This window comes from Acinetobacter sp. CAU_H_60, assembly GCF_058599385.1.
Window position 1 is genome coordinate 1,815,450 of record NZ_CM178653.1, and the last position, 22,811, is coordinate 1,838,260.

Genomic DNA, 22,811 nt, shown 5'->3' on the forward strand with positions numbered 1-22,811 from the left:
GTTTAGGATATTTTTAAACTCGGCAGACCTAGCCACTACAAGTTATTTTAAAATATGAAAGCAGCTCTTAAACAACGCGAACATTATTCATTTTTTCTGCCGATACAAACTCGTTGGGCAGACAATGATCTGTATGGCCATGTCAATAATGTCACTTATTACAGCTATTTTGATACGGCCGCGAATGCCCTCTTGATTCAGGAAGCCGCATTCGATCCCAAATATTCTCCAATGATTGGACTGGTGGTCAGCTCGCAATGCCAGTTCAATCAGGAGCTGTCTTATCCGGAAATTATAGAGGTAGGTGTCGCCATAGAAAAAATGGGGAATAGTTCTCTCAGCTATGATCTGGCAATCTTCAAAATGAACTCTGATACGGCAGCAGCTCAAGGCAGTTTTGTGCATGTGTTTGTCGATCGCTACACACGAAAAAGCACCCCGATTCCAGCTGAAATGCGGGATGCTTTAGCGCGTTTTGTCTCAGCCTAAAATATTTTATTTCAGCTGAATATTGTGCAACTCACCATCAAACTGTTCCAGCAAGTCACGTACAGCCGGTTCAGCATGCAGTAGCTCTTCTGCGCGTTTAAAAGCGCGTACTTTACGTTCTTGCTGCATGGTATATGGCGTTAACTGCTCTACATCTTCAAACTTCACCTGGAAAATGGTCTGCGGCCATTGTTCCCGCAAAGCTGCTTCCAGATGATGTTGTAACTGCGACAAAAGCGGTTGATAACGCTCTGGAATATGAAAGACCGATGCTGCATTAATCTGGCCGGTCATGATGCCATACTGAGCCAATTCCTGAACTGCCGGAGATAACTGGCTGTTACGGAACCAGAATTCCCATTTTTCTACCGTCCATTCACCCTGCATATCCTGTACCGGAATTTGCAGAATATCCTGCGGCATCAGATTACGGTCTGTAGAAATATTTGTATTTGCGATCTGAGCTGATGCAGCCTCTGTCTGAGTAGAAATTTCTGGCTGGCTTTCATCTGCTTTATGAATCACTTGTTCTGATTCAGGAATCGAAGTATCCAGACTAAACTCGGATTTTTGTTCTACTGTTGCAGCAGTATCATTGTCAGGAATGAATTCTTCTAAGAGAAAATCATCACTGCTGGCTTCAGGACTGGATGGAACAGGTTCTGCAGGAACATCGTCAAAACCAAACAGACCATCTTCCAGGTTTGGATCAAATAAAATTTGATCAGACTCAGATTGTTCTACCTTAGTGGATTCAGCCTGTATGACTTGAGACTCAGAATTGGTTTCTGGCTCGTCTTCATCCAGAAAGTCATCCGAAGATGGTTCAGACTGTGCAGTGACTGGATGATTATCTTGCTCGTCTTCATAGCCCTCATCTAAGGAAAAATCTTCTACAGCTTGAATAACCGGAACACGCTCCTGCTGCGTTATCTGGTTTTGCTGTGGAACTGATGCAGCAGGTACAGCTTGTGGTATCTGAGCTGTATTGGCTGGAATTTCATTGGGCTGTAACGGACGGAAGGCTAGCAAACGCAACACTGTCATCTCAAAGCCTTGCTCTTGCGTAACCGCGAGCTGTAGGTCAGCACGTCCTTTACAGGCAATCTGATAATACAGTTGCAAATCTTGTGCTGAAATCAAAGCTGATAACTGCATGATCTTTTGATTGATCTCGGCACTGTATTTCAGGCTTAAATCCGGCAGATATTGTAATAAAGCCAGTTCATGCAAGGTAGAAATCAGCTGATCTAAAACCAATGATACATCCAGCGCCTGTTGACGGAATTGCAATAATAATTCGCTAACACGTGCTTTCTGGTTCTGATGAATTGCCAGAATCAGATCGTAAATGATGGTTCGGTCGATCAAGCCCAGCATGTCTTTGACATCCTGATGCTGAATGGCACCCTGACCATAGGCAATTGCCTGATCGGTTAAGGACAAGGCATCACGAAGCGAACCCTGTGCTGATTCGGCAATCTGCCAGATCGCATCCTGATCAGCCTGAATGCTCTCTTTCGTCAGAATATTGCCCAAATGTTCGGTAATTTCATCAACGGCCAATGGACGCAAAGTAAATTGCAGACAGCGTGAAATGACGGTAATCGGCAGCTTTTGCGGATCTGTGGTGGCGAACAGGAATTTGACATGCTCCGGTGGTTCTTCCAGTGTCTTTAATAGAGCATTGAAAGAATGCGTGGACAGCATATGTACTTCATCGATCAGATAGACCTTAAATCGGCCTTGTGTAGGCGCATAAGGGACATTATCCAACAGCTCACGGGTATCTTCGACTTTGGTACGTGATGCCGCATCGATCTCAATCAGGTCAATAAAACGGCCTTCATTGACGGCGGTACAGGTCGGACACACCTCACAAGGAGTCGAAGTAATACCAGTTTCACAGTTCAAGCACTTCGCCAAAATACGTGCAATCGTGGTTTTACCAACACCACGCGTTCCCGTAAACAAATAGGCATGGTGCAAACGGCCACGCTCCAGTGCACTAGTTAAAGCACGTGAAACATGGTTTTGACCGACCAATTCGTTGAAATTGCGGGGACGGTATTTTCGCGCAAGTACTTGATACATGTATGCTCCTTTTTACAGGTCTAAGCATACTGTTTTTTTATAAAATAGTGAATGAATTAATCAGTTACGATCTGGAGAGATAGACCTATCAATCTGATTTAAATCAACTATCTTGAAGCTGTTTGCTCCATTTTTATGCCTGACAAGAATATCAGGATAGTTTTTGTATATTTGGAAAATAAAATATCTATTGATCTTCCATCTATTTGAGTAGATGAATACAATCTTAAAAATAAAAATTTCTGATCGAAGGTAAAGAATTGAGTTGAATCTGCTTAAGCGAATCGCCCTAAAATAAAATCACTCTGCATCTGGTAGCGTTTACCGCTTTTGTCTTCACGGATTTCCAGCACATGCTCTTCCAGATCAACATACAGTAAATTACGAGTCGCTACATTCACCAGTTCAATCTTCTGATGAGAATCATCCTGAAAACGAATCGGGCCGCTAAAGGTTTCCACCTCATTATGTCCACTCAGGCTTTCACGTTCTAAAGTATAAGTCTGATCTTCATGCAGGGTTAGCATGACAGCCATGCCCGGACAATCATCACAACGGGACAAGCAGCCCATACAAGGAGTTGTACCCTGATACTCTCCCGCCCATGCTGGAATCTGTGCCTTGGCTTCAACAATAGTATTTTTAGCTGACTGGGTTTGATCCTGACAACCGAATAAAGCACCGGTTGCCACTAAGGGAATCAGTATTACTTTTTTCATGGTTTCATTTCACAGCGCTGGAATTTGCCACAAAATAGCATATTTTAAATGACTGACTAAACTCCCAAATCAAGGATATTCAGTTATCGCCAGCCTTTTCTTCCTGTCAATACCGCATCAGCACAGCGCAAAGTTTCCTGCGTCAGCCCCCAAAGACGGTAATCTCCAGTCAATGAACCTGTTGGGAAATTATGGGTATAGGCAAAACTTAAACCGCGTTCTGGATCGCACCAGGCACCAGAACCGTTAAAGCCCATATGACCAAAACCTGTAGAGGCTTTACCCAATGTCAAAATACGGTGATAACCCAGCCGCCAGTGCATGGGCACAGGCATCACCCGATCACGACGGATATATTGCACCTGGCTTAGTCGCTGGAATACTGGAGGTGAAATCAACTGCTGGCCTTGCCAAGCACCGTGATTGGCCAACATCGCATAGATTTTTGCCAGACTGTCTGCAGTAAAGACCCCATTGGCTGAAGGAATAATCGCCTGTAATCCCTCATCACTAAAGAAGCTAAAATTCTTCATGCCTTTAGGAATCATGCCATCCTGAAAATCTTGGGGGCTCTGACCACTCCAGACCAGGGCGCGCTCCATTAAACCAGGTTTGCGTGCAGCTACTTTTTTGCTTTTAGAGTGTTGAGATGCAGATTTTGCTTTAAAGATCGGTCGCGCAACCCGAGGTAGTTCATCTATCGGCACACTAAAATAGGCACCATTTAATTGCAGAGGCTGAACTAAATATTCCTGCATTAATTGGCCTAATGATTTACCGGTTGCCTTTTCCAGTACTCCACCCACCTGCCAGCCAAAAGTCAAAGGTTGATAAGCGGCATCTGTCGTGGTCTGAAAACGTGGTTCAGCTGCCGCGATCCGCTCCAGCATGTGTGGCCAGTCAGCCATTTCAGTGGCATCATCAATAATATTACGGATATCAAATAAACCACTTTGATGGCTCAGCATATGTGCCAAAGTAATCGACCGTTTACCTTTCTGGGCAAATTCAGGCCAGTATTCTGCAACTGATCTGTCATAGTCCAGGTAACCCTTACTAACCAGAATATGCGCTAGAGTCGCTAGTACACCTTTGCCAGTGGAATAGCATAGTGACATGGTATCGGGCTGCCAGTTTTCAGTGGCAGACTTCTTTCCGGTATAAATATCGACAACTTTTTGTCCCTGAAAATATACGACAAGTGCTGCACCACCCTGTTCAGTACGTGCATCCTGTAGGCGGCTAAACTGACGAGCAAGGTCGCGAAAACGTGTATCAACATCGCCCTGATAATTATGCTGATCAGCAAACAGATAATCTTTGATTGGCTGCATCATTCTATCCATAGAATTTTGATCCCTTAAAATGAAAAAGCCTAAATCGAGTTTAGGCTTTTGATTTAGATTTAAATCGCTTTTACATGGCCGGTCACATGCGGCTTCTGGTTTTTGCTGTTCCGGATCAGGAAATCTGTATCATTCGCTGCTTGAGCCGTTAGAAACTCAACTTTAGAAGGCAAGTACATCGGTAGCTTGAACCAGACATCGGCTTCATAGGCATCCGGCAATGACAGATTAGCCAGCGCTTTGGCTTTGCTCCACATACCATGTGCAATCGCCTGTTTAAAACCAAAAGCCTTCGCTGTAACAGCATGAATATGAATCAGATTAAAATCACCTGAAGTCATGGCATAACGGCGGCCGGTATTTTCTGAAATTTTCCATTCAGTATTCAGCTTATAGTCTGGTGCTTTACTTTCTGCTGATTTTGCAGCAGCTTTAGCATCAGTCTTTTGACGTGAAAGATAAGTCGTTAATGCCTCAACGACGACTTCATTGCCCACTTTGACTGTGGTAATAAAATCAAACTGAACCCCTTTGTCATGTGGCTGTAATTCACCAAACTTGCATGACAAGGTTAAAGTCTCATTTACACCGACTTTACGGTATTGCTTGACCTGATTACGGATATGTACCAGTCCTAAAATCGGGAACGGAAATGCTTCCGAGGTCATCATGTGCATTTGCAGACTTTGAGATAGCACGGTCAAATAAATAGCTGGAATATAACCATTATTTTTAAAGCCACATACTTGATTATAGGCTTTTAAATGTTTCTGATCGACCTTGAATGAATCCACCACATATTCAACTTGCGGTAGAACTTTTTCAGCTTTCGGCTTTTTAAAAATCAAGCCTTGAATCACTTTTGGATAGGCTAAATAAGGTTTTGGAAGTTGACTAAAATGGCGCGTATTCATACTGAACCTTTGGAAATATTATCTTTATAAAGGTGACCTCTCCTGAGCATACTTCAATCATTGTATGAAAGTGAAGTACTGGAGAGGTTTTGAGAATTCTTGGAATTTTCTCTTTAGAATTTTAATCCCCCTGAATCCCTCTTTATTAAAGGGGGAATTCTCCTCTTTTTTATAAAGAGAGGTCGGGAGAGATTCCATTAAGCCCCTAACAGGCTTTGACCACAGACACGAACCACATTGCCATTTAAACCTGTTGAAGCCGTAGAAGCAAACATGGCAATTGTTTCTGCAACATCTACAGGTAGACCACCTTGGCTCATTGAGTTCATACGGCGGCCAGCTTCACGGATTGCAAATGGAATCGCAGCCGTCATTTGTGTTTCGATAAAGCCCGGTGCAACGGCATTAATCGTTACACCATTTTTTAAGGTTGGTGCTGTGAATTTCACCACACCAATCACACCCGCTTTAGACGCTGCATAGTTGGTTTGACCCAGGTTACCTGCAATGCCTGAAATTGAAGATACACAGATAATACGGCCATTGGCATTTAGACCATCGTTGGAGATTAAATAGTCATTTACACGTTCAATGGCAGACAGGTTGATGTTAATCACCAGATCCCATAGCTCAGGCTTCATATTGGCCAAAGTCTTGTCGCGGGTAATACCGGCATTGTGCACAATAATATCCAGACCGCCCTGTTCAGCTGCTGCCGCTTTGATTTTTTCGCCTGCATCTGCAGCAGTAATATCAATAGCTAAAGTTGAACCACCGATCTCACCAGCTACACGGTCAAGGTCTGCTTGCTGTTGCGGAACATCCAGACAGATGACATGTGCGCCATCACGTGCCAATACATGAGCAATCGCTTCACCAATACCACGGCTCGCACCAGTCACTACAGCGGTTTTTCCTGCTAATGGTTTAGTCCAGTCCACATCCACTTTTTCAGCAGGTGAAACACGGATCACCTGACCAGAAACATAGGCAGAACGTGGAGAAACTACAAAACGTAAAGCAGACTCAAGATTTGCTTCAGCACCAGCATCTACATAGATCAGGTTCGCTGCAATTCCCTTTTTAAACTCTTTACCCACAGATTTTACAAAACCTTCCAGTGCGCGTTGAGCAATTGACTGACTGACTGATTTAGCAGTTTCAGGCGTAGTCCCCACAATCACGACACGGCCAGAACTTTGGATTTGACGCGCAATCGGGTTGAAGAAATCATAAAGTGATTTTAACTGTTCTGAATTTTCGATTCCTGAAGCATCAAAAATGACAACTTTGAATTTTGATTCTTTATCGCCCGGATTAAACGCACCCAGATTCAGTCCAGCTGATGCAGCAGCCTGTTGCAGTTCAGCATTGTTACCTGCATAGCTATTGGCATGAATATTTGCCAGAACCTGAGCAATAGCACCGGTCAATGTACTTGCTGGTGCTGCTCCAAACAATACCGCGCCTTTAACTACAGGTGTAGCAGACTCAAAACGGTCTAAAGAAGTTGGGGATGGCAGACCCAAATTTTTAATGACAAATTTACCAATAGGAGATTTTGCAAAAGTTTGGTACTGATCAGTCATGTTTATTATCTCTCATACAAATTAATTTTTGGTTGATCTAAAGTTATCCTTAAACTTCAGTATGATGCCAGACACTTATATTTCAATAGATCTACCAGATTCCGCCCAATCATACTTGAGATAACAGGCAGATGACTTGACCTAAGCGCAGTCTGTAATGTCATTGTAGTCAATACAGCCTATCTTCTTCTATGCTAATGTAAGCGCCAAGAAGACGATCTATTTGCCTGGTAAAGCCTTATGAGCAAAACAACTCAAGATAATCCAGCAGTCGAGAACTCTGCGACAGAAACTGTGTCAAAACCATCAACGCGTAGCAAGCGTAGCACTAAAAATCCTGATACAGCCAATGCCGCAGAAAGAAGTCCGGCTAAAACCACACGTACACGCAGTACATCTGCACGTACCAAAAAAACGACTTCAAGCCAACAAGATTCAACATCTATAACACAGACTTCTGTTCAACAGGAACCAAACATGAGCCAAAATACAGTTCGCCGCGTTGCTATTATCGGTGGTAACCGCATTCCATTTGCACGTTCTAACGGTGCTTACTTTACGGCATCCAATACTGATATGTTCACAGCAGCCCTGAATGGTCTGGTTGAACGTTTTAATCTTCAAGGTCAACGCTTAGGTGAAGTGGTTGCAGGTGCTGTACTGAAACACAGCCGCGACTTCAACATGACTCGTGAATGTGTATTAAATACTGCTCTTGCACCAGAAACACCTGCTTATGACATTCAGCAAGCATGTGGTACTGGCCTTCAAGCAGCATTCCTGGTCGCAAACAAGATTGCTCTAGGTCAAATCGAAGTGGGAATCGCAGGCGGTGTAGATACGACTTCTGATGCACCAATCGCTTTTGGTGATGGCTTACGTAAAGCATTACTTGAGCTAAACATTGCGAAAACAGCGAAAGATCGTTTAAAAGCACTGACAAAAATCAATGTGAAAGACCTGATGGATGCACCAAAAAATGGTGAGCCACGTACTGGCCTGTCTATGGGTGACCATCAAGCAATTACTACACTGGAATGGGGTATTTCTCGTGAAGCGCAAGATGAGTTAGCTGCTTCTTCACACCAGAAAATGGCAGCAGCCTATGAAGAAGGTTTCTTTGATGACCTGGTGACTCCATTCCTGGGTCTTGAACGTGACAACAACTTGCGTCCTGATTCTTCAGTTGAAAAACTGGCGAAACTAAAACCTGCTTTTGGTAAAGGCGATGCACGTACCATGACTGCGGGTAACTCTACTCCACTGACTGATGGTGCGTCTTGTGTGCTATTGGCTTCTGAAGAATGGGCTAAAGCAAATGGTCATGAAGTATTGGCTTACCTGACTTTCCAGGAAACTGCTGCCGTTGATTTCGTAGACAAGAAAGAAGGCCTGTTGATGGCACCTGCTTATGCAGTTCCTCGTATGCTGGAACGTGCTGGTCTGAAACTTCAAGATTTTGACTACTATGAAATTCACGAAGCATTTGCATCGCAAGTACTTTCAACGCTGAAAGCTTGGGAAGATCCAAAATTCTGTAAAGAGCGTTTAGGTCTGGATGCTCCACTAGGTTCAATTGACCGTGCCAAACTGAACGTAAAAGGTTCTTCTCTTGCTGCAGGTCACCCATTTGCAGCAACTGGCGGTCGTATTATCGCAACTGCGGCAAAACTGATTAACCAGAAAGGTTCAGGTCGTGTGCTTGTTTCGATCTGTGCAGCTGGTGGTCAAGGCGTAACAGCAATTATTGAAAAATAATCCAAGCCTCATATAAAAAAACCGCTCTCTATGAGCGGTTTTTTTATTGCAATATTATTAGCGAAGCATTTGAGGATTACTCTAATAAAGACTCAAGTTAAGCTTTTCGGTAGTCTGGTTCCAGACCCATTTTGGCCTCAAGCTGGTCATAGCACCACTGGAAGATAAAGGTATATACCAGAATACATAATGTCATCGCCAAATCCAGAAGAAAAGCCTGTGCCAGACCGATCTGTAATGCATAAGCCACCATCGGAATCGTCGCCAGCATCAAACCACCCTCAAATCCAATCGCATGAGCAATCCGTACTTTGATGGTTCTTTTCAGACGATGTTTGGCTTCAAACTTTTCAAAATAATGATTAAACAGCATATTCCAGAACATTGAAGTCACAGCCATCGCAATTCCGAGAGCACCTGTGACCTCAAGCGGCATATGCATGAGCGTACTCAGTAATATGGCAATCACCACCAATAAAATGCCTTCATATAAGGTGGCATGAATCAGTCTTCTTTTCGAAATTAACATTTCAGTTCATCAAGTCAGGAGATAAAAGAATTTTATTTCTTTAAATTTGATTATTCGAGTTAGAATCTATCAATAAAAATGAAAGATAGAATTCATGAATATTAATCAAGAACAGCTACAGATGTTTAAACTGGTTATGGAAACTGGCTCCTTCTCTGCTGCTGCGCGTAAACTTGGTAAAGTTCCTTCTGCAGTGAGTATGGCCATTGCCAATCTAGAAATTGATCTTAATCTGATGCTATTTGAACGCATTGGCCGTGAGCCAAAACCAACTGCACAGGCGAAAGTACTGTATGAAAAAACTGAGCAGCTTTTGGTTGAAATCAACCAATGGAAGCAACATGCCCTAGCACTTAGTTCAGGTCTTGAATCTGAACTGAATATTGTGGTGGTGTCTGAGCTCCTCCATACCCGCTGGACTGATTATATCGTTTTGCTGGAACGGGAATTTCCAGCGCTGCAAGTTAATGTCTTTAGCGCACCTCAGGAAGATGCTCATCACATGCTATTTGAAGGTTCAGCGCAGTTAGCGCTGATGTTTGAGCGGGAGCAATTAGAAACCCGTGAACAGTTTATAGAATTAAAGCGTGAGGTACTGGTTGCTGTGGCGGCCAAACAGCATCCATTAAGTCAATTTCACCAGGTCAGCTATGAACAGATTTTACAAAACCGACAGATTGTTGTTGCCAGTCGTGATCGTAGCATTAAGCCAGAACTGCTCTTTTCCCGGAATTACTGGCGCACTGACAATCATCATTCAGCCTGTAACATGATCCAGCAAGGTTTGGGCTGGGGTGTACTCCCTCTGGAAATGATCAATGAACAGCTACATTTGCAGGAGCAGCTACAGATCTTGCAGCTGCTCGATTTCACCCCAAAATTTGAATATTTTGTCGATCTGGTCTGGAGCCGGGAAACTCGACTGGGTACAGCTGCTCATTTTTTGATTAATCACTTGCGTCAGCAGCGAAAAACCGACCATTAATCACAGAAATTCAACGACAGTCTACTTGGTAAGAGGATGATTTATGATATATAAGAATGCATAAGCAATAACCATAGAACTAGATCGTAATGACATTAACTGCATTAAACCAATTAAAAAACTTGACGACTATTGTGGCAGATAGCAGTGATTTAAGCGCAATTGAGAAATTTCGCCCTCTGGATGCAACCACAAATCCATCTCTGATTACTGCTGCAGCGAAACAGCCTGAAAATCAGGCCTTGATTGAAGCAGCTTTTCAACAAGCCCAGCAAGAAGGCTATGTGAATAATGCCCTGATTGAACGCACGATTGATATTTTGACTGTCAAATTCGGTGTTGAAATTTTAAAACTGATTGAAGGTCGTGTTTCGACTGAGGTGGATGCTTCCCTGTCTTTTGATACTGAAGCGACCATCGCCAAGGCTAAAGAATTACTTGCGCTGTATGATCAATATGGGATTAATTCTGACCGCATCCTGATTAAGATCGCATCGACTTGGGAAGGCATTCAGGCAGCGAAAGCACTGGAAGAAGAAGGTATCCATACCAATCTGACCTTATTGTTTGGCCAGCATCAGGCCCATGCCTGCGCTGATGCCAAAGTGACTTTAATCTCACCTTTTGTCGGCCGCATTCTAGACTGGTACAAGAAAGCGGAAGGTGTTGAGTCGTATCCGATCGAAAAAGATCCGGGTGTACTCTCAGTAAAGCGCATTTATGAGTTCTATAAAGCACATGGGATTAAAACTGAAATCATGGGTGCAAGCTTCCGTAGTATTGAGCAGGTCTTGGGCCTCAGCGGTTGTGATCTACTGACTGTTGCACCAAACTTGCTGGAACAACTTGAAAATGATCAGCGTGAAGTTCAGGCTCAGCTTTCAGCCAAAGATATTCAATCTCAAGGTGAACTGAATCCAATCAGTCATGCCGATTTTGATGCTCAACTGAAACAGGACCAGATGGCCAGTGAATTACTGCAAGGTGGTATTGATGGCTTTATCAAGGCACGTGAGCAACTGGCGGCTTTATTAAAGGAAAGTTTTTTGAGCACTACCTAAATTCACAGCGAATTTATAGAATTTCTGCAGACCGATGTTGCTATAATGCCGCATCGGCTTTTTTCATTTTTGCGAGTTCTTCGTGTTTGGTATCACAGATCTAACGACCTTTATCATTGGGACAACGTTAATTGTGTTACTGCCGGGGCCGAATTCCCTCTATGTCATGTCGATTGCCTCCCGCTTTGGTATCAAGACCGGTTATATGGGCGCCTTAGGGGTTTATACCGGTGACCTGATTCTGATTCTATGTACGGCGTTAGGCGCAGCCTCTCTACTTCATGCGTTTCCCGTGCTGTTTATTGCCCTGAAAATTATTGGTGCTGTTTATCTCAGTTATCTTGGTATCAAACTGATCATTGCCGCCTATCAGACTTTCTTTCCGAAACAGTCGTCACAACGTGTTCAGATTAAAAAGACTACTCCTGAAACTGTCGGGTCGATTCAGCCCTTCCGTACAGCATTAACAATCAGTGTTTTAAATCCTAAAGCGATTCTGTTCTACCTGTCTTTTTTCGTGCAGTTTGTTGATCCTGTTTACCCTTATCCGGCACTGACTTTTGCACTCTTGGCTTTAATCCTGCAACTGATCAGCATGACCTACCTTTCAATCCTGATCTTTTCCGGGGTCAAACTCGCGAGCTATTTCAACCAGAATTATAAATTGACCGCTGGCGGGGTTGCTTCAGTAGGAATTCTATTCTGCGGGTTCGGCATCAAACTGGCGACATCTACTTTCTAAGAATCAGCAGCTTTCTGGCAAGAGCAGCGCTTTCAAAAATTGTTAAAAACATTGTGTTGAGATATGAAAAGCGTATGATTTAAACGCATTTAAAAATAGTGTCATGGATGATGCCTAAACTTTTACAAGATCTCTCCTTTCCTGCCATCATGGCGGGTTTTATTACCTGCATGATTGGGATCAGCGTATCCGCCGTACTGGTCATTGAAGCAGCCCAAAGCCTGGATGCAAATGCAGCGCAAATCAGTTCCTGGTTATGGGCACTCGGCATAGGTATTGGGGTTTCCGGCTTTCTGCTTTCCTGGAAATATCGTTATCCGATTTCCACCGCCTGGTCGACAGCCGGTCTAGCGTTAATTATTGCCTCCGCAGGCCATTACAGTCTGGCCGAAGCGATTGGCGCTTTTCTGATTTGCGGCATCCTGATTGCCTGTCTGGGATTTTTCGGAATATTTGACCGGATTTTTCAGTTTATTCCACAAAGTTTGACCAGTGCCATGCTGGCTGGTGTCTTGCTGAAATTTGGAATTTCGGTATTTGGCAGCCTGCAACAATCCTGGAGCTTTGTGCTCACTGTACTGGCCATCTATCTCATTTCCAAAAAAATGAGTACGCGTTATAGCATTGTTATTACTGTGCTGCTTGCAATTGCACTCTGTCCGTTCTTTATCGATTTTACGCTTCCACATTTGGACTGGAGCATCGCCCAGCCTGTATGGACCACACCAGAATTTAGCCTGCAAGCTATTTTAGGACTGGCTCTTCCGCTGATGGTGATTAATCTGGCATCGCAATATTTACCTGGCCTGGCCGTGATTAAAAGCTATGGCTATCCACCCAAGGTGAATCCGATTTTAGGCTGGACGGGCCTCACTCAGGCGCTTCTCGCTCCTTTTGGCTGTTTCAGTGTTAATCTTGCCGCGATTAGCGCAGCAGTCAGTCTGGATGCACAAGCCCATCCTGATCCGGCTAAGCGTTATATCGCAGGTATGAGCTGTGGTCTGTTTTATATCCTGATGGGTTTCTTCGCTGCGACCCTGACCAGCTTATTGATGGCTTTTCCGGGTATTCTGATTACGGTTCTGGCTGGCATTGCCCTGTTTGGCACCATTGGCCACAACATTGCACTGGCTTTTCAGGACAGTCATGACCGGGAAGCCGCACTGATGACCTTTCTGTTCAGTGCATCCAATATCCAGTTTTTTGGCATAGGTTCAGCTTTCTGGGGCCTACTGCTTGGTTTGATGGTTTATTTACTATTTAGGCTTAAACCTCAGCTGGCTTAAATTCATGAAAATAGAGATGACTTATGTCTATCTCTTTTAATGTCCTGCCGTTTGAGAAAACAGATTAATGACCACCACACCGGAAATAATCAGGGCAATACCAATAAAAGCAGGAAGATCCAGCGCCTGCTTAAATACAATATAACCGACAATGGCTGTGAGAATGATCCCTACACCGGCCCAAATCGCATAAGCAATGCCTAAAGGAATTACCTTAATCACCTGAGACAGCAAATAAAACGCGATACAGAATAAAACGACCACCGCTAAAGAAGGCCACAAACGGGTAAAGCCTTCAGATTTCACTAGAAATGTAGATCCAGTGACTTCGGCAATTATAGCCAAACCCAACAATAGATATGCCCAAGTCGCAGGATTCATTTTTTCACTCTCCAAATCTATCTTTCCTAAACCAAAGCTTAGTTATGTCTTAAGAAATAAATTATTTATCACTGTATGTTGAGGGGTGAAAGCTGATGCAGAAAATCCAGCGTCTTGATAAAAGTCTGCTGACTTTCTTTCTTGCCCATAAAGAACTGATATTCATGAATCAGCCAGGCTTTTGATTCGGGATAAAAAACTTCTGTCACTGGAACTTGCTGTGCTTTTAAAGCTTTGATAAAAGGCAAGGATTGGGTGTCGGTCAGAAAGTCCTTGTTGCCCCCGCTAATGAATACTGGCGGATAAGACGGCGTAATATATTGGATTGGAGAAATACGTTTGAGAAATTCGGCATCATTTTTACGGTCACCTGTATAGGCCTGAATCAGGCTATATACTCCCCACTCTACGATCTTCATTTCATCAGGTGCGGTACTGGCGAATGACTCCAAGTCATAAATACCACAGTGCAGAATCAGACCTTTAAGTTGGGAAGGTTCCAGATAAGGCTGAAAATCAGATTGTTTGGCGAAGTCAGGATTTGTTAGAAGCGCAGCATAATGGCTAGCCATATTCGCCCCGGCTGAATCTCCGGCCAGATATAAATTCTGGGCATCAATATGGTATTCGGCTGCATGTTGAGTAATAAACTCCAAGGCCTGATCAATCTGATGTAACTGACTTGGATAAATCGCTTGAGGTGCAAACTGATATTGGACCGATACCACGTTATAACCTTGCGCAGCCAGAAGTTTAAAATAACCCCGGGCATGTTCTTTGGAACCAGAAATCCAGCCACCACCATGAATCCACACAATAGTTGGTTGCGGGCCAATAGTTTTGATATTTTGTGGTTGATACAGATCCAGAGAGAGCTTTTTCTGCGGTTCATAGACCATATTCTGATGCACGATGACCGAACCTGGTGCATAGCGATCCATCACCTTTTGCTGCATCCCTGTGGTCAAATTAAAAGCACCGGCAATGACCCGGCTATTCTGTACAGTATTTTGACAGCCTGCCAGAATAATTGAACAGAGCAGCAATAAATGAATGACAAAGAACCTCAAAACCTTCCCCCTCGATCAGCCAAAAAATAAGCCTAGGCAGTTTAAACTATCCCCAGAAAAACAGCGTCATTTATCCTGTTATTTTTGATCAATAAAACCTGAATTCCTAGTTTTTTACTCTGTTTTTTCTTTCATCAAATCTCTGCTTTTATGTGAAAAATATCTGTAATTTAAAGATTTTTTGCCATTTTCAGCTTTTTGCAATTGCACCCTTGGGCGCACTATGCTATCAATAAATCAGAGCGTAAAAACACACAACATGCGGAGAAAAATCATGGCTTACCAACATATTTTAGTCCCAGTAGACGGTTCAGATATTTCCTTTTCTGCAGTTCGACATGCAGCCAAAATTGCCAAGGCATTTGGCAGTAAACTTTCCCTGATCAGCCTGATTGCAGAAGACCCTTTTACCGAAGCTGACTTCTACTACAGTTCAACCATCATGAAAGAGTATTTTGCTCAAGCTCATGCCAATGCAAAAAATGCCCTAAAAGAAGCCACTGCAATTGCAGGCAGTGAAGGTATAGAAGCAGATTCCCGCATTGTAACTGGTCTGGTAAATGCCGAACATATTGCTGAGACTGCAGAGGAAACCCAGGCTGATCTGATCGTCATGGGTTCACACGGCCGTAAAGGCTTCCAGAAAATGATTCTGGGCAGTTTCGCACAGGATGTTCTTGGCGCCAGTCAAATTCCGGTGTTAATTGTTAAAAAATGATCTAATTTGCGCATCTTCAAGGTGCGCAATTTTTTCAGGCAGTGTTTCTGTCTGAACCCTTCTACAGTGAACCTCCATTTTCTAAATGATCATTTCACTGCATATTCTAAAAATGAGGAGGCACCATGCAAAACTATGAACATATTCTTGTCGCACTCGATGAATCCTCGATGTCCTATGCTGCAGCTGAACATGCCCGTGAGCTGGCCAAAGCTTTTAATAGTAAGGTGACATTGGTCAGTATTATTGCTGTAGATCCATTTAAAGGCGTGGACTTTTATAAGGTTGCTCCCGCAGTTACTGACTATTTCATGCAGGCAGAACAACATGCACTAGATCTTCTAAATGAGATCAAGGAAAATTTTGTGCATGATGGTACACAAGTCACTACCAAGATCATTCATGGTATGGCACCTTCTGAAGGAATTCTTCAGGCAGCGCAGGAAGTTCCGACCGATCTGATTATCATGGGCTCACATGGCCGCAAAGGTCTGCAAAAACTGATGCTGGGCAGCGTGGCACAGAATGTCCTTTCCCAGTCCGAGATTCCGGTATTGATTGTGAGACCTTAACGTAACCCAGACAACAAAAAAGCCTGCGATGCAGGCTTTTTTTAGCGAACTTTTTGATTCAGTTCGTTCAGGAAGAGTTCAGCATCCAGCTGGCTATTAAATACTTTTTTGTATTCTCCAGCTTGCTGAATAGAATGCGGTGTATATTGAAGGGAGATTTCAAACAGACCAGTCGCAGCATTTCTGCTGACATGAACCGCAATAATATGCCGAGTATTTAAATAAAAACCATCTTCGATTTTCACTAACATCTTGAATAAGACCTCTAGTATATCAATTTGAAGATTTCTTCATGTTTAATAGAAAAGTATAGTTTTACTTTCCTGTCTAGCCTCTTACTGTAAACCTTTTATGTGACTGATTTCACATTATAGTATTTTAAATGCGCTTAAATTCACCATTTAAAATAAGTCAATAATAAAAAGCCGGATCAGGTGATCCGGCTTTTTACATAACGATCTTATACGCTTAACATGCTGTTCAATGTCTCTGAGACATTTTTCGATTTCACCTGTGGTTTTAAAGCTTCAAGTTGTGCTTTGACTTCACTGCGTTGTGGTTCAATCAGGGTATACCAGCGTGAAAGCACCTGAAGTAGACGTGAACCGACAATCGGGTTTTTCTGATCCAGATATTTCGCCAGCTCGATATAATGCTGCACACCAAAGCTCCAGGTATTGACCGGATTGGCATTCAAACCGCCACTCACCGCACGGATACGGTTTGGCACTTTCAAGTCATAATCCGCATGCTCAGTGAGTGCTTTAATTGTTTCTGCAGTCGCTTTTGGATGAGCTGCTTGCAGCATGAACCATTGATCCAGTGCCAGTGCTTCATCTTTAAAGCGGTTATAAAAATCATCCAGAAATGCTTTGGCTTGAGGGGCGTCATTCCATACCAGCACACGCAAGGCACCCAAACGTTCAGACATATTGCCTGTGTTTTGGTATTGCTGCTCTGCCAATTCAAATGCACTTTCATCACCTTGACGTGCAATCAGCATTAACATGATATTTTTCAGTGCACGTACACCCATCGCCTGAGAGAAATCTGACTGCAACTCAGGATCCAGACTCAGATAGATTTCTTTAGCTGTGGCTCCAAAGGCACGTGCCAATTTATGCAGCAAGGCATCACGTTTTTCCTGGATCATGGCTGGATTGTAGTCTGTATCAATCCGGCTACCCAGGTAACCTTCTGCCGGTACATCAAATAAGCGCGAAGCCAATAGCGGATCTTTCTGAATCAGATCAGGCAAGGTATTCAGCATTGCCTCGATATAGATTTCAGAAGGTTGATCATCCAGCAGAATGCGTTCTAATAAAGTCTGGGTCGCCTGCCACTGGTTAAAACCATTGGTTTCATATTGCAACAAGAACGCCAGTTCTTGTTCAGAGTAATCAAAATGCAGATCAACGGGTGCAGAAAAGTTACGCAGTAAAGAAACAACCGGCTTGCTGGTCACACCGCTAAACTCGATGGTCGCTTCATCCTGATCAAACAGATACACCCCATCTTTGACGCCATTTTCAAATAAGGCATCAGAGTTCAGGCTCAGCTGCTCACCGGTATTCGCATCAAACAAGGCCAAAGCCACTGGAATCGGAACAGCTTTCAGATTCGGATATTTCGGATGAGCTTTCAGACTTTGCTTAAAGCTAAGACGATAAGTTTGTGCATCTGCATTATACTCACCTTTTGCGACCAGTTTCGGTGTACCAGGCTGGTTATACCAAGTCAGAAAGCTCGATAAATCTACCCCTGAACCGGCAGTCAAGGCAGCCACCCAGTCTTCAACCGTTACGGCCTGACCATCATGACGACGGAAATATTCATCTGTACCTTGACGGAATTTTTCTTTACCGAGCAAAGTCGCCATCATACGGTTAATTTCTGCACCTTTTTCATACACGGTCGCAGTATAGAAGTTATTAATTTCTACAAAATGATCCGGACGTGGTGGATGTGATAAAGGGCCAGAATCTTCCGGGAATTGATGCGCTTTTAGTACTGCCACATCATCAATACGCTGTACCGCAGCAGATTGTAGGTCTTCAGAGAAAGACTGATCACGGAATACAGTCAAACCTTCTTTCAAGCATAGCTGGAACCAGTCACGACAGGTAATCCGGTTACCCGTCCAGTTATGGAAATACTCATGAGCAATCACGGACTGTACACGCATGATGGCAGCATCAGTTGTATATTCTTCATCAGCCAACACGCATGAGGTATTGAAGATATTCAGACCTTTGTTTTCCATCGCTCCCATGTTGAATGCGCTGGTTGCTACGATCATGTAATTATCGAGGTCATATGGCAGACCATAATGCTCTTCATCCCAACGCATGGAATGCTTTAAGGCTTCCATCGCGATTTTACATTTAGGAATGTCCTTTTCTTCAGCATAGATTTCCAGTGCCACATCACGACCCTCTGATGTGGTATAGCGATCTTTCATCACTGCCAGATCGCCAATCACGCAGGCAAATAAATAGCTTGGTTTCTTGGTCGGGTCTTGCCAGAGTGCATAGTGACGGTTTTCATCCACTTCGCCGGTTTCGATCAGGTTACCGTTAGCCAGTAGAACCGGATACTTTTTATCGGCTTCAACACGCGTAGTAAAAACTGATAAAACATCAGGACGGTCTGGATAGAATGTGATTTTACGGAAACCTTCCGGTTCGTTCTGAGTGACGAACAAATCTGAACTGGCCTGATACAGACCTTCCAGCATGGTATTACTTTCCGGATGAATCTTGACAACTGTTTCAATGGTCGCCTGATCTGGAGCATTGCTAATCACCAGTTGCTCAGCATCCAGAATATAATCTGATGCATTTAGTGGCTGACCATTTAACTGGATCGATTGCAGTTCCAGGTCACGGCCAAGCAATACCAGATCACCTGCTGTTTGGCGCTGCATCTCCAGTTTGCTGCTGACCAGCGTATGATCATCATAGACTTGAATATTCAGGTCGATTGAATCTACAACAAAAGAAGGTTTTTGATAGTCTTTTAAATAAATGGTTTGATCTGCTTCGATCACCGGATTCGCCGCGATATTCATATAATGTCCTGATCCTTTATTGCACAGCTTCTAAGGCAAAAGATTGTCAATGTATTGATCATACGCCTTGATCTTGAACCTGTCTGTGCATTTCATTTGTATTGTATATGGGAATAATTACTGATCTTTTCAATTGAGCTACATCAAAATATACGATAATCGCCTTATATTTGCCCGATATCTAAAATCCCCATCTCTAAAACAACTTAAAGATAAAATAAAAAAAGCTTTCATCTGCATTGTATGATTCCTTTATGCATGTTTCCTGCACATGCAAAGTATTACTTCAATATGAAAAATTACTACCTAAATTCAGGACAACCTTATCCAATTTAGATGCTGGGCGCTGCAAAACCTGACTTCTAAAAGATTAAGTTCTGGTTAATCTGCGTTCTGAATTTCATTTTAAATGCACAAATGACATGCACCAGTTTGAATGCATTTTGTCTCACCCAACAGCAATGGCAGGATTCAAAGAAAGATATATGCCAAGTTTTCAGCCAATATCATATTTTTTTACATTTTCTTATGTGTTTGATTTAAAAATATATAATTTATGATTAATAGCAATTCCGAAATACTGATTAAAAAATGAGCATGGTTTTTGCTACAGTCTAAGTGTGTTTTCTCCAAGCGCAAAAACTCCAAGAATAACGACAACAAAGAAATTGAGGTGAGCTATGTATTTAAAACAGCATGTGGTACGGATTGAAAATCTTAAAACACTTCAGGTTCTGGATCAGGCCAATATTGATCACAAAGTCATTGCCCTGTTCATGAGTTCTGAAGGCGTTCAGCTACAAGCGCATGAGGTCAGTGCGATTCTGAATACTTATGATGCACTTGGTGCCAAAAAGGTTCCATCCAAAAAAGTGCAGGCATTGATTCAAGCGAAACATCAAGGAGAGGAAGACGAAACATTACCCTGCCCCGTTTAAAAACGATAATCCAGTTTTCTTGAATACAGGGCTACTTCGGTAGCTCTGTTCGTTTAAAGACTCTCTTCTCCTAAAAATCTGCTTTATTAAAAATATTCTCAAATGACGCGTGATTTTGATGAGCTGTGTATAATCGCAGTTTCTCTTTATTCTGGAGTTGTGCGCAATCATGGTATTCAACGTTCTGCAAAAACAGCTAGATGAAAGTACGCAGTGCCCGCTATGTAAGGCCTCCATGTACTGGATCGAGGCAGAACAGTATGATCAGGATATTACTTATCATGAATGCAGCCACTGCCAGCATCAGCTCTATACCGACCAGAAACACAACTGTTATTGCGATCAGTGTCTGGCTCAGCGTAAACGTATGCTGAAAGAAGTCCGTTTACAGGAAAACCGGAAATTTCATAAAAAGCAGGATCGGCATGAATATGAGCTTAATCAGCTCAGCTTTATAAATAAACTGTTTCTGCTCTCGATTCTGGATGAACAGGTTCAGGAACATAGTCAGCATCAGGAATATATTGACTGGCATGCCATTAAATATTATTGCATCAGCCCGAATTACCTGTATCAGCATGGTCTGGTCAAAAATCTGCTGAAAGATCAGATTCTAATTCCTAGAGATATTCAACAAGAGAATCAGCAGTACTATATTAATGTACGTCTGGATGGCTATTCTGAGCCAAGCCTGTTTAGTATTACCCAGCAATTGCGTTACTGGTTCTATGAAAATCTGAGTAAAGGCGTGCCTTTTAAAAGTTCGGATGAAGTCAAAGATGCACTGTATTGCTTGTTGTATCAGGAAGTCATTCAATTCGCACAGTTCTATTGCCGTAGCTGGGGTATCCAGATTGCGGGCAATCAAAGTTTTCAGACCTTCTGCTATCGCCTGCTCGATGTTTTAGCAGTGGGACAGATTTATTATCTGGTGCAGTCGGCACTCGAATATCTGTATCAGCAGAAAGCTTTAAAACCACGAAATGAAAATTTCATTAATACCAATTTACTGAAAAAGACCCTACAGCAGTATCGGGAACGTTCAGTGAATGAAAAATGGGAAACCTCTATCCTGCCTCGTCCACCACAATTGCCTTTGAGCAAGATGAGCAGCATCCTGTTCTTCCGCTTTCTTGGTTATGATGAAAATATTTTCTTCCAACCGATCTGGCGTTCATGGCAGAAGATTGAACCACGCTTGAAATTTTATTCACAAAAACGCTGTATGCATTGCGGCTCACAAGAGCTTACTGTTGAATATGATGCCAGCGATTATGTCAGCCTGTTATGCCGTAACTGTAAGCATCAAGACCATTATTTTACCCGCTAAGCATTTAGCAGCCCTATTCATATTTGAAAGATCATGATGATGAATACTTCCGTGCAACAATTACAAAACACTCTTCTCGATCAGATCTGTGAAGCCTGGTCATTGCTTCAAGCGCAGCAACCCTTGGTGCATGTGATGACCAATACGGTGGCCAGCAACTATGTGGCCAATATCTTGCTGGCTGCGAATGCTTCACCCGCCATGATTGATAATCCTTTTGAAGCAGAGAGCTTTGTCAAAATTGCCGGGGCACTCAGTTTAAATCTAGGAACACCGACTACCGAACAGGTCGAGGCGATGCAGATTGCTGCGAAAACAGCACACAGCATTCAAAAGCCATGGGTACTAGATCCTGTCGGTTATGGAAATGTACTGCATTGGCGTTCAAGTGTTGTGGATCAGCTCATGACCTATCAACCCACAATTTTACGGGGGAATGCTTCAGAAATTGGTGCTTTTGCTGGAAAGAATATCGAGTCCAAAGGCGTCAATAGCACTGTAGATAGCTCGGAAGTCTATCTACAGGCGCAGTCCTTACTGGAACAATGTGAATGTATCGCTATTTCAGGTGAGTCTGATTACATTATTTCCAGAGATTATCCGGTGATTCAGGTTTTAGGCGGTTCATATTTACAGCCGCGCGTCACAGCAACTGGATGTGCCCTAGGCGCACTGATTGCAGCGTATAGTGCAGTAAGTTCTCCTGCGATCGCAGCGCTCTCTGCTCATGTTCATTTTGCAATCGCCGGTCAATTGGCTTTTGCCAAAGCACCGACCTTAGGCCAGTTTAATGCTGCATTTACCGATGAGATCCATCAATTGAATATAGAAACGATCCGTCAATATGCAGACTTTCGGATTTTGGCGGATTAAGCATCAGTCGGGTGTTTTATAATGAACACATAGAACACCCTATTACACTATTCAACTTATTTTTTAGATAATTAAAGTCAGCCCAATCTGGCAAAAATAATTTTTCAAGCGCTCAAGCTGAGTATTGTGTAAGCTTTGGATGAGCTTTTGTATCTCGAATTTGTCTAAAATCTTTCAAAATTACGTGAAATATATATTTTACCACTTAGTCAAATTCACACTTATTTTTAAACTTTATTTAAATTTGCTTAATAATTCTAAATACAGCATGTCTGGAATTTGATACTTCATTAAGATTTCTTACTTCTAAACCAGTAAAACCTATTACGCATTCTTGGCTTCTGAAA

General features: G+C 42.9%; 21 protein-coding genes. 11 read left to right on the forward strand and 10 right to left on the reverse strand.

Annotation, left to right across the window (positions count from 1 at the left end; genetic code table 11):
* Positions 1-54: 54 nt before the first annotated feature.
* On the forward strand, positions 55-489 hold the full coding sequence (locus AC4MBN_RS08430) for an acyl-CoA thioesterase (protein ID WP_104425981.1): 435 nt from the start codon (positions 55-57) through the stop codon (positions 487-489).
* A 6-nt stretch (positions 490-495) separates the two neighbouring features.
* On the opposite strand, the gene dnaX is transcribed toward AC4MBN_RS08430, so the two are convergent.
* The 5 genes from dnaX to AC4MBN_RS08455 form a co-directional block, all read right to left on the reverse strand.
* Positions 496-2,583, reverse strand: coding sequence for a DNA polymerase III subunit gamma/tau (gene dnaX / locus AC4MBN_RS08435; protein ID WP_491880122.1), 2,088 nt, complete (start codon positions 2,581-2,583; stop codon positions 496-498).
* A gap of 275 nt (positions 2,584-2,858) precedes the next feature.
* Positions 2,859-3,302, reverse strand: a complete 444-nt coding sequence (locus tag AC4MBN_RS08440; protein WP_004783916.1) for a copper resistance protein NlpE N-terminal domain-containing protein — start codon at positions 3,300-3,302, stop codon at positions 2,859-2,861.
* Between the two features lie 83 nt (positions 3,303-3,385).
* Positions 3,386-4,636, reverse strand: coding sequence for a serine hydrolase domain-containing protein (locus AC4MBN_RS08445; RefSeq protein WP_419364874.1), 1,251 nt, complete (start codon positions 4,634-4,636; stop codon positions 3,386-3,388).
* A 71-nt stretch (positions 4,637-4,707) separates the two neighbouring features.
* Positions 4,708-5,562: a MaoC family dehydratase gene (locus AC4MBN_RS08450; protein WP_419364876.1), complete on the reverse strand. Its 855-nt coding sequence runs from the start codon at positions 5,560-5,562 to the stop codon at positions 4,708-4,710.
* Positions 5,563-5,759: 197 nt separating this feature from the next.
* Entirely contained in the window at positions 5,760-7,151 is a 1,392-nt protein-coding gene (locus AC4MBN_RS08455; protein WP_419364878.1) for a 3-oxoacyl-ACP reductase, read from the reverse strand.
* A gap of 240 nt (positions 7,152-7,391) precedes the next feature.
* Between AC4MBN_RS08455 and AC4MBN_RS08460 the strand changes: the two genes are divergently transcribed.
* The gene (locus AC4MBN_RS08460) at positions 7,392-8,909 is read left to right on the forward strand and encodes an acetyl-CoA C-acetyltransferase (RefSeq protein ID WP_419364880.1); all 1,518 of its coding nucleotides are present in this window, start codon (positions 7,392-7,394) and stop codon (positions 8,907-8,909) included.
* A 97-nt stretch (positions 8,910-9,006) separates the two neighbouring features.
* Here AC4MBN_RS08460 and aceI read toward each other — a convergent pair whose 3' ends face one another.
* Positions 9,007-9,438, reverse strand: a complete 432-nt coding sequence (gene aceI, locus AC4MBN_RS08465) for a chlorhexidine efflux PACE transporter AceI (protein WP_419364882.1) — start codon at positions 9,436-9,438, stop codon at positions 9,007-9,009.
* Between the two features lie 94 nt (positions 9,439-9,532).
* Here aceI and aceR point away from each other — a divergent pair, with 94 nt between their 5' ends.
* The 4 genes from aceR to AC4MBN_RS08485 all read left to right on the forward strand — a co-directional run bounded on the left by aceR (position 9,533) and on the right by AC4MBN_RS08485 (position 13,512).
* A complete protein-coding gene (gene aceR / locus AC4MBN_RS08470) occupies positions 9,533-10,423 on the forward strand; it encodes an HTH-type transcriptional regulator AceR (protein WP_419364884.1) in 891 nt (296 codons plus the stop codon).
* 89 nt (positions 10,424-10,512) lie between these two features.
* Positions 10,513-11,484, forward strand: a complete 972-nt coding sequence (gene tal / locus AC4MBN_RS08475) for a transaldolase (RefSeq protein WP_159124304.1) — start codon at positions 10,513-10,515, stop codon at positions 11,482-11,484.
* Between the two features lie 82 nt (positions 11,485-11,566).
* Entirely contained in the window at positions 11,567-12,226 is a 660-nt protein-coding gene (gene leuE / locus AC4MBN_RS08480) for a leucine efflux protein LeuE (RefSeq protein WP_179992453.1), read from the forward strand.
* Between the two features lie 110 nt (positions 12,227-12,336).
* The gene (locus AC4MBN_RS08485) at positions 12,337-13,512 is read left to right on the forward strand and encodes a benzoate/H(+) symporter BenE family transporter (RefSeq protein WP_419364886.1); all 1,176 of its coding nucleotides are present in this window, start codon (positions 12,337-12,339) and stop codon (positions 13,510-13,512) included.
* Positions 13,513-13,548: 36 nt separating this feature from the next.
* Here AC4MBN_RS08485 and AC4MBN_RS08490 read toward each other — a convergent pair whose 3' ends face one another.
* Both AC4MBN_RS08490 and AC4MBN_RS08495 read right to left on the reverse strand, forming a co-directional pair.
* On the reverse strand, positions 13,549-13,893 hold the full coding sequence (locus tag AC4MBN_RS08490; RefSeq protein ID WP_004783937.1) for an SMR family transporter: 345 nt from the start codon (positions 13,891-13,893) through the stop codon (positions 13,549-13,551).
* Positions 13,894-13,961: 68 nt separating this feature from the next.
* Positions 13,962-14,963, reverse strand: a complete 1,002-nt coding sequence (locus AC4MBN_RS08495; RefSeq protein ID WP_419364889.1) for an alpha/beta hydrolase — start codon at positions 14,961-14,963, stop codon at positions 13,962-13,964.
* A gap of 274 nt (positions 14,964-15,237) precedes the next feature.
* On the opposite strand from AC4MBN_RS08495, the gene AC4MBN_RS08500 reads away from it, so the two are divergent.
* Both AC4MBN_RS08500 and AC4MBN_RS08505 read left to right on the forward strand, forming a co-directional pair.
* Positions 15,238-15,681 carry a universal stress protein gene (locus tag AC4MBN_RS08500; RefSeq protein ID WP_125279008.1) on the forward strand — a complete coding sequence of 148 codons (444 nt, stop codon included), beginning with the start codon at positions 15,238-15,240 and terminating at the stop codon, positions 15,679-15,681.
* Between the two features lie 125 nt (positions 15,682-15,806).
* Entirely contained in the window at positions 15,807-16,253 is a 447-nt protein-coding gene (locus AC4MBN_RS08505; RefSeq protein WP_419364891.1) for a universal stress protein, read from the forward strand.
* 41 nt (positions 16,254-16,294) lie between these two features.
* Here AC4MBN_RS08505 and AC4MBN_RS08510 read toward each other — a convergent pair whose 3' ends face one another.
* Together AC4MBN_RS08510 and pepN are read right to left on the reverse strand one after the other, a co-directional pair.
* Complete coding sequence (locus AC4MBN_RS08510) at positions 16,295-16,504, reverse strand: hypothetical protein (protein ID WP_004783945.1); 210 nt, start codon at positions 16,502-16,504, stop codon at positions 16,295-16,297.
* Positions 16,505-16,713: 209 nt separating this feature from the next.
* Positions 16,714-19,323: an aminopeptidase N gene (pepN, locus tag AC4MBN_RS08515; protein ID WP_419364894.1), complete on the reverse strand. Its 2,610-nt coding sequence runs from the start codon at positions 19,321-19,323 to the stop codon at positions 16,714-16,716.
* A 680-nt stretch (positions 19,324-20,003) separates the two neighbouring features.
* Between pepN and AC4MBN_RS08520 the strand changes: the two genes are divergently transcribed.
* The 3 genes from AC4MBN_RS08520 (at position 20,004) to thiM (ending at position 22,464) form a co-directional block, all read left to right on the forward strand.
* Positions 20,004-20,261: a hypothetical protein gene (locus AC4MBN_RS08520; RefSeq protein ID WP_004783954.1), complete on the forward strand. Its 258-nt coding sequence runs from the start codon at positions 20,004-20,006 to the stop codon at positions 20,259-20,261.
* A 169-nt stretch (positions 20,262-20,430) separates the two neighbouring features.
* A complete protein-coding gene (locus tag AC4MBN_RS08525) occupies positions 20,431-21,591 on the forward strand; it encodes a hypothetical protein (RefSeq protein ID WP_419364896.1) in 1,161 nt (386 codons plus the stop codon).
* A gap of 39 nt (positions 21,592-21,630) precedes the next feature.
* Positions 21,631-22,464, forward strand: a complete 834-nt coding sequence (thiM, locus tag AC4MBN_RS08530; RefSeq protein ID WP_491880123.1) for a hydroxyethylthiazole kinase — start codon at positions 21,631-21,633, stop codon at positions 22,462-22,464.
* Positions 22,465-22,811: the final 347 nt, after the last annotated feature.

Excerpts from the sequence above, each read along its gene's own strand:
- thiM (WP_491880123.1), top strand. The coding sequence starts at position 21,631 with ATGAATACTTCCGTGCAACAATTACAAAACACTCTTCTCGATCAGATC.
- aceI (WP_419364882.1), bottom strand. The coding sequence starts at position 9,438 with ATGTTAATTTCGAAAAGAAGACTGATTCATGCCACCTTATATGAAGGC.
- AC4MBN_RS08485 (WP_419364886.1), top strand. The coding sequence starts at position 12,337 with ATGCCTAAACTTTTACAAGATCTCTCCTTTCCTGCCATCATGGCGGGT.
- AC4MBN_RS08445 (WP_419364874.1), bottom strand. The coding sequence starts at position 4,636 with ATGCAGCCAATCAAAGATTATCTGTTTGCTGATCAGCATAATTATCAG.
- aceR (WP_419364884.1), top strand. The coding sequence starts at position 9,533 with ATGAATATTAATCAAGAACAGCTACAGATGTTTAAACTGGTTATGGAA.
- tal (WP_159124304.1), top strand. The coding sequence starts at position 10,513 with ATGACATTAACTGCATTAAACCAATTAAAAAACTTGACGACTATTGTG.
- AC4MBN_RS08490 (WP_004783937.1), bottom strand. The coding sequence starts at position 13,893 with ATGAATCCTGCGACTTGGGCATATCTATTGTTGGGTTTGGCTATAATT.
- AC4MBN_RS08505 (WP_419364891.1), top strand. The coding sequence starts at position 15,807 with ATGCAAAACTATGAACATATTCTTGTCGCACTCGATGAATCCTCGATG.
- AC4MBN_RS08455 (WP_419364878.1), bottom strand. The coding sequence starts at position 7,151 with ATGACTGATCAGTACCAAACTTTTGCAAAATCTCCTATTGGTAAATTT.
- dnaX (WP_491880122.1), bottom strand. The coding sequence starts at position 2,583 with ATGTATCAAGTACTTGCGCGAAAATACCGTCCCCGCAATTTCAACGAA.
- AC4MBN_RS08510 (WP_004783945.1), bottom strand. The coding sequence starts at position 16,504 with ATGTTAGTGAAAATCGAAGATGGTTTTTATTTAAATACTCGGCATATT.
- pepN (WP_419364894.1), bottom strand. The coding sequence starts at position 19,323 with ATGAATATCGCGGCGAATCCGGTGATCGAAGCAGATCAAACCATTTAT.
- AC4MBN_RS08525 (WP_419364896.1), top strand. The coding sequence starts at position 20,431 with ATGGTATTCAACGTTCTGCAAAAACAGCTAGATGAAAGTACGCAGTGC.
- AC4MBN_RS08430 (WP_104425981.1), top strand. The coding sequence starts at position 55 with ATGAAAGCAGCTCTTAAACAACGCGAACATTATTCATTTTTTCTGCCG.
- AC4MBN_RS08460 (WP_419364880.1), top strand. The coding sequence starts at position 7,392 with ATGAGCAAAACAACTCAAGATAATCCAGCAGTCGAGAACTCTGCGACA.
- AC4MBN_RS08520 (WP_004783954.1), top strand. The coding sequence starts at position 20,004 with ATGTATTTAAAACAGCATGTGGTACGGATTGAAAATCTTAAAACACTT.
- AC4MBN_RS08440 (WP_004783916.1), bottom strand. The coding sequence starts at position 3,302 with ATGAAAAAAGTAATACTGATTCCCTTAGTGGCAACCGGTGCTTTATTC.
- AC4MBN_RS08450 (WP_419364876.1), bottom strand. The coding sequence starts at position 5,562 with ATGAATACGCGCCATTTTAGTCAACTTCCAAAACCTTATTTAGCCTAT.
- AC4MBN_RS08500 (WP_125279008.1), top strand. The coding sequence starts at position 15,238 with ATGGCTTACCAACATATTTTAGTCCCAGTAGACGGTTCAGATATTTCC.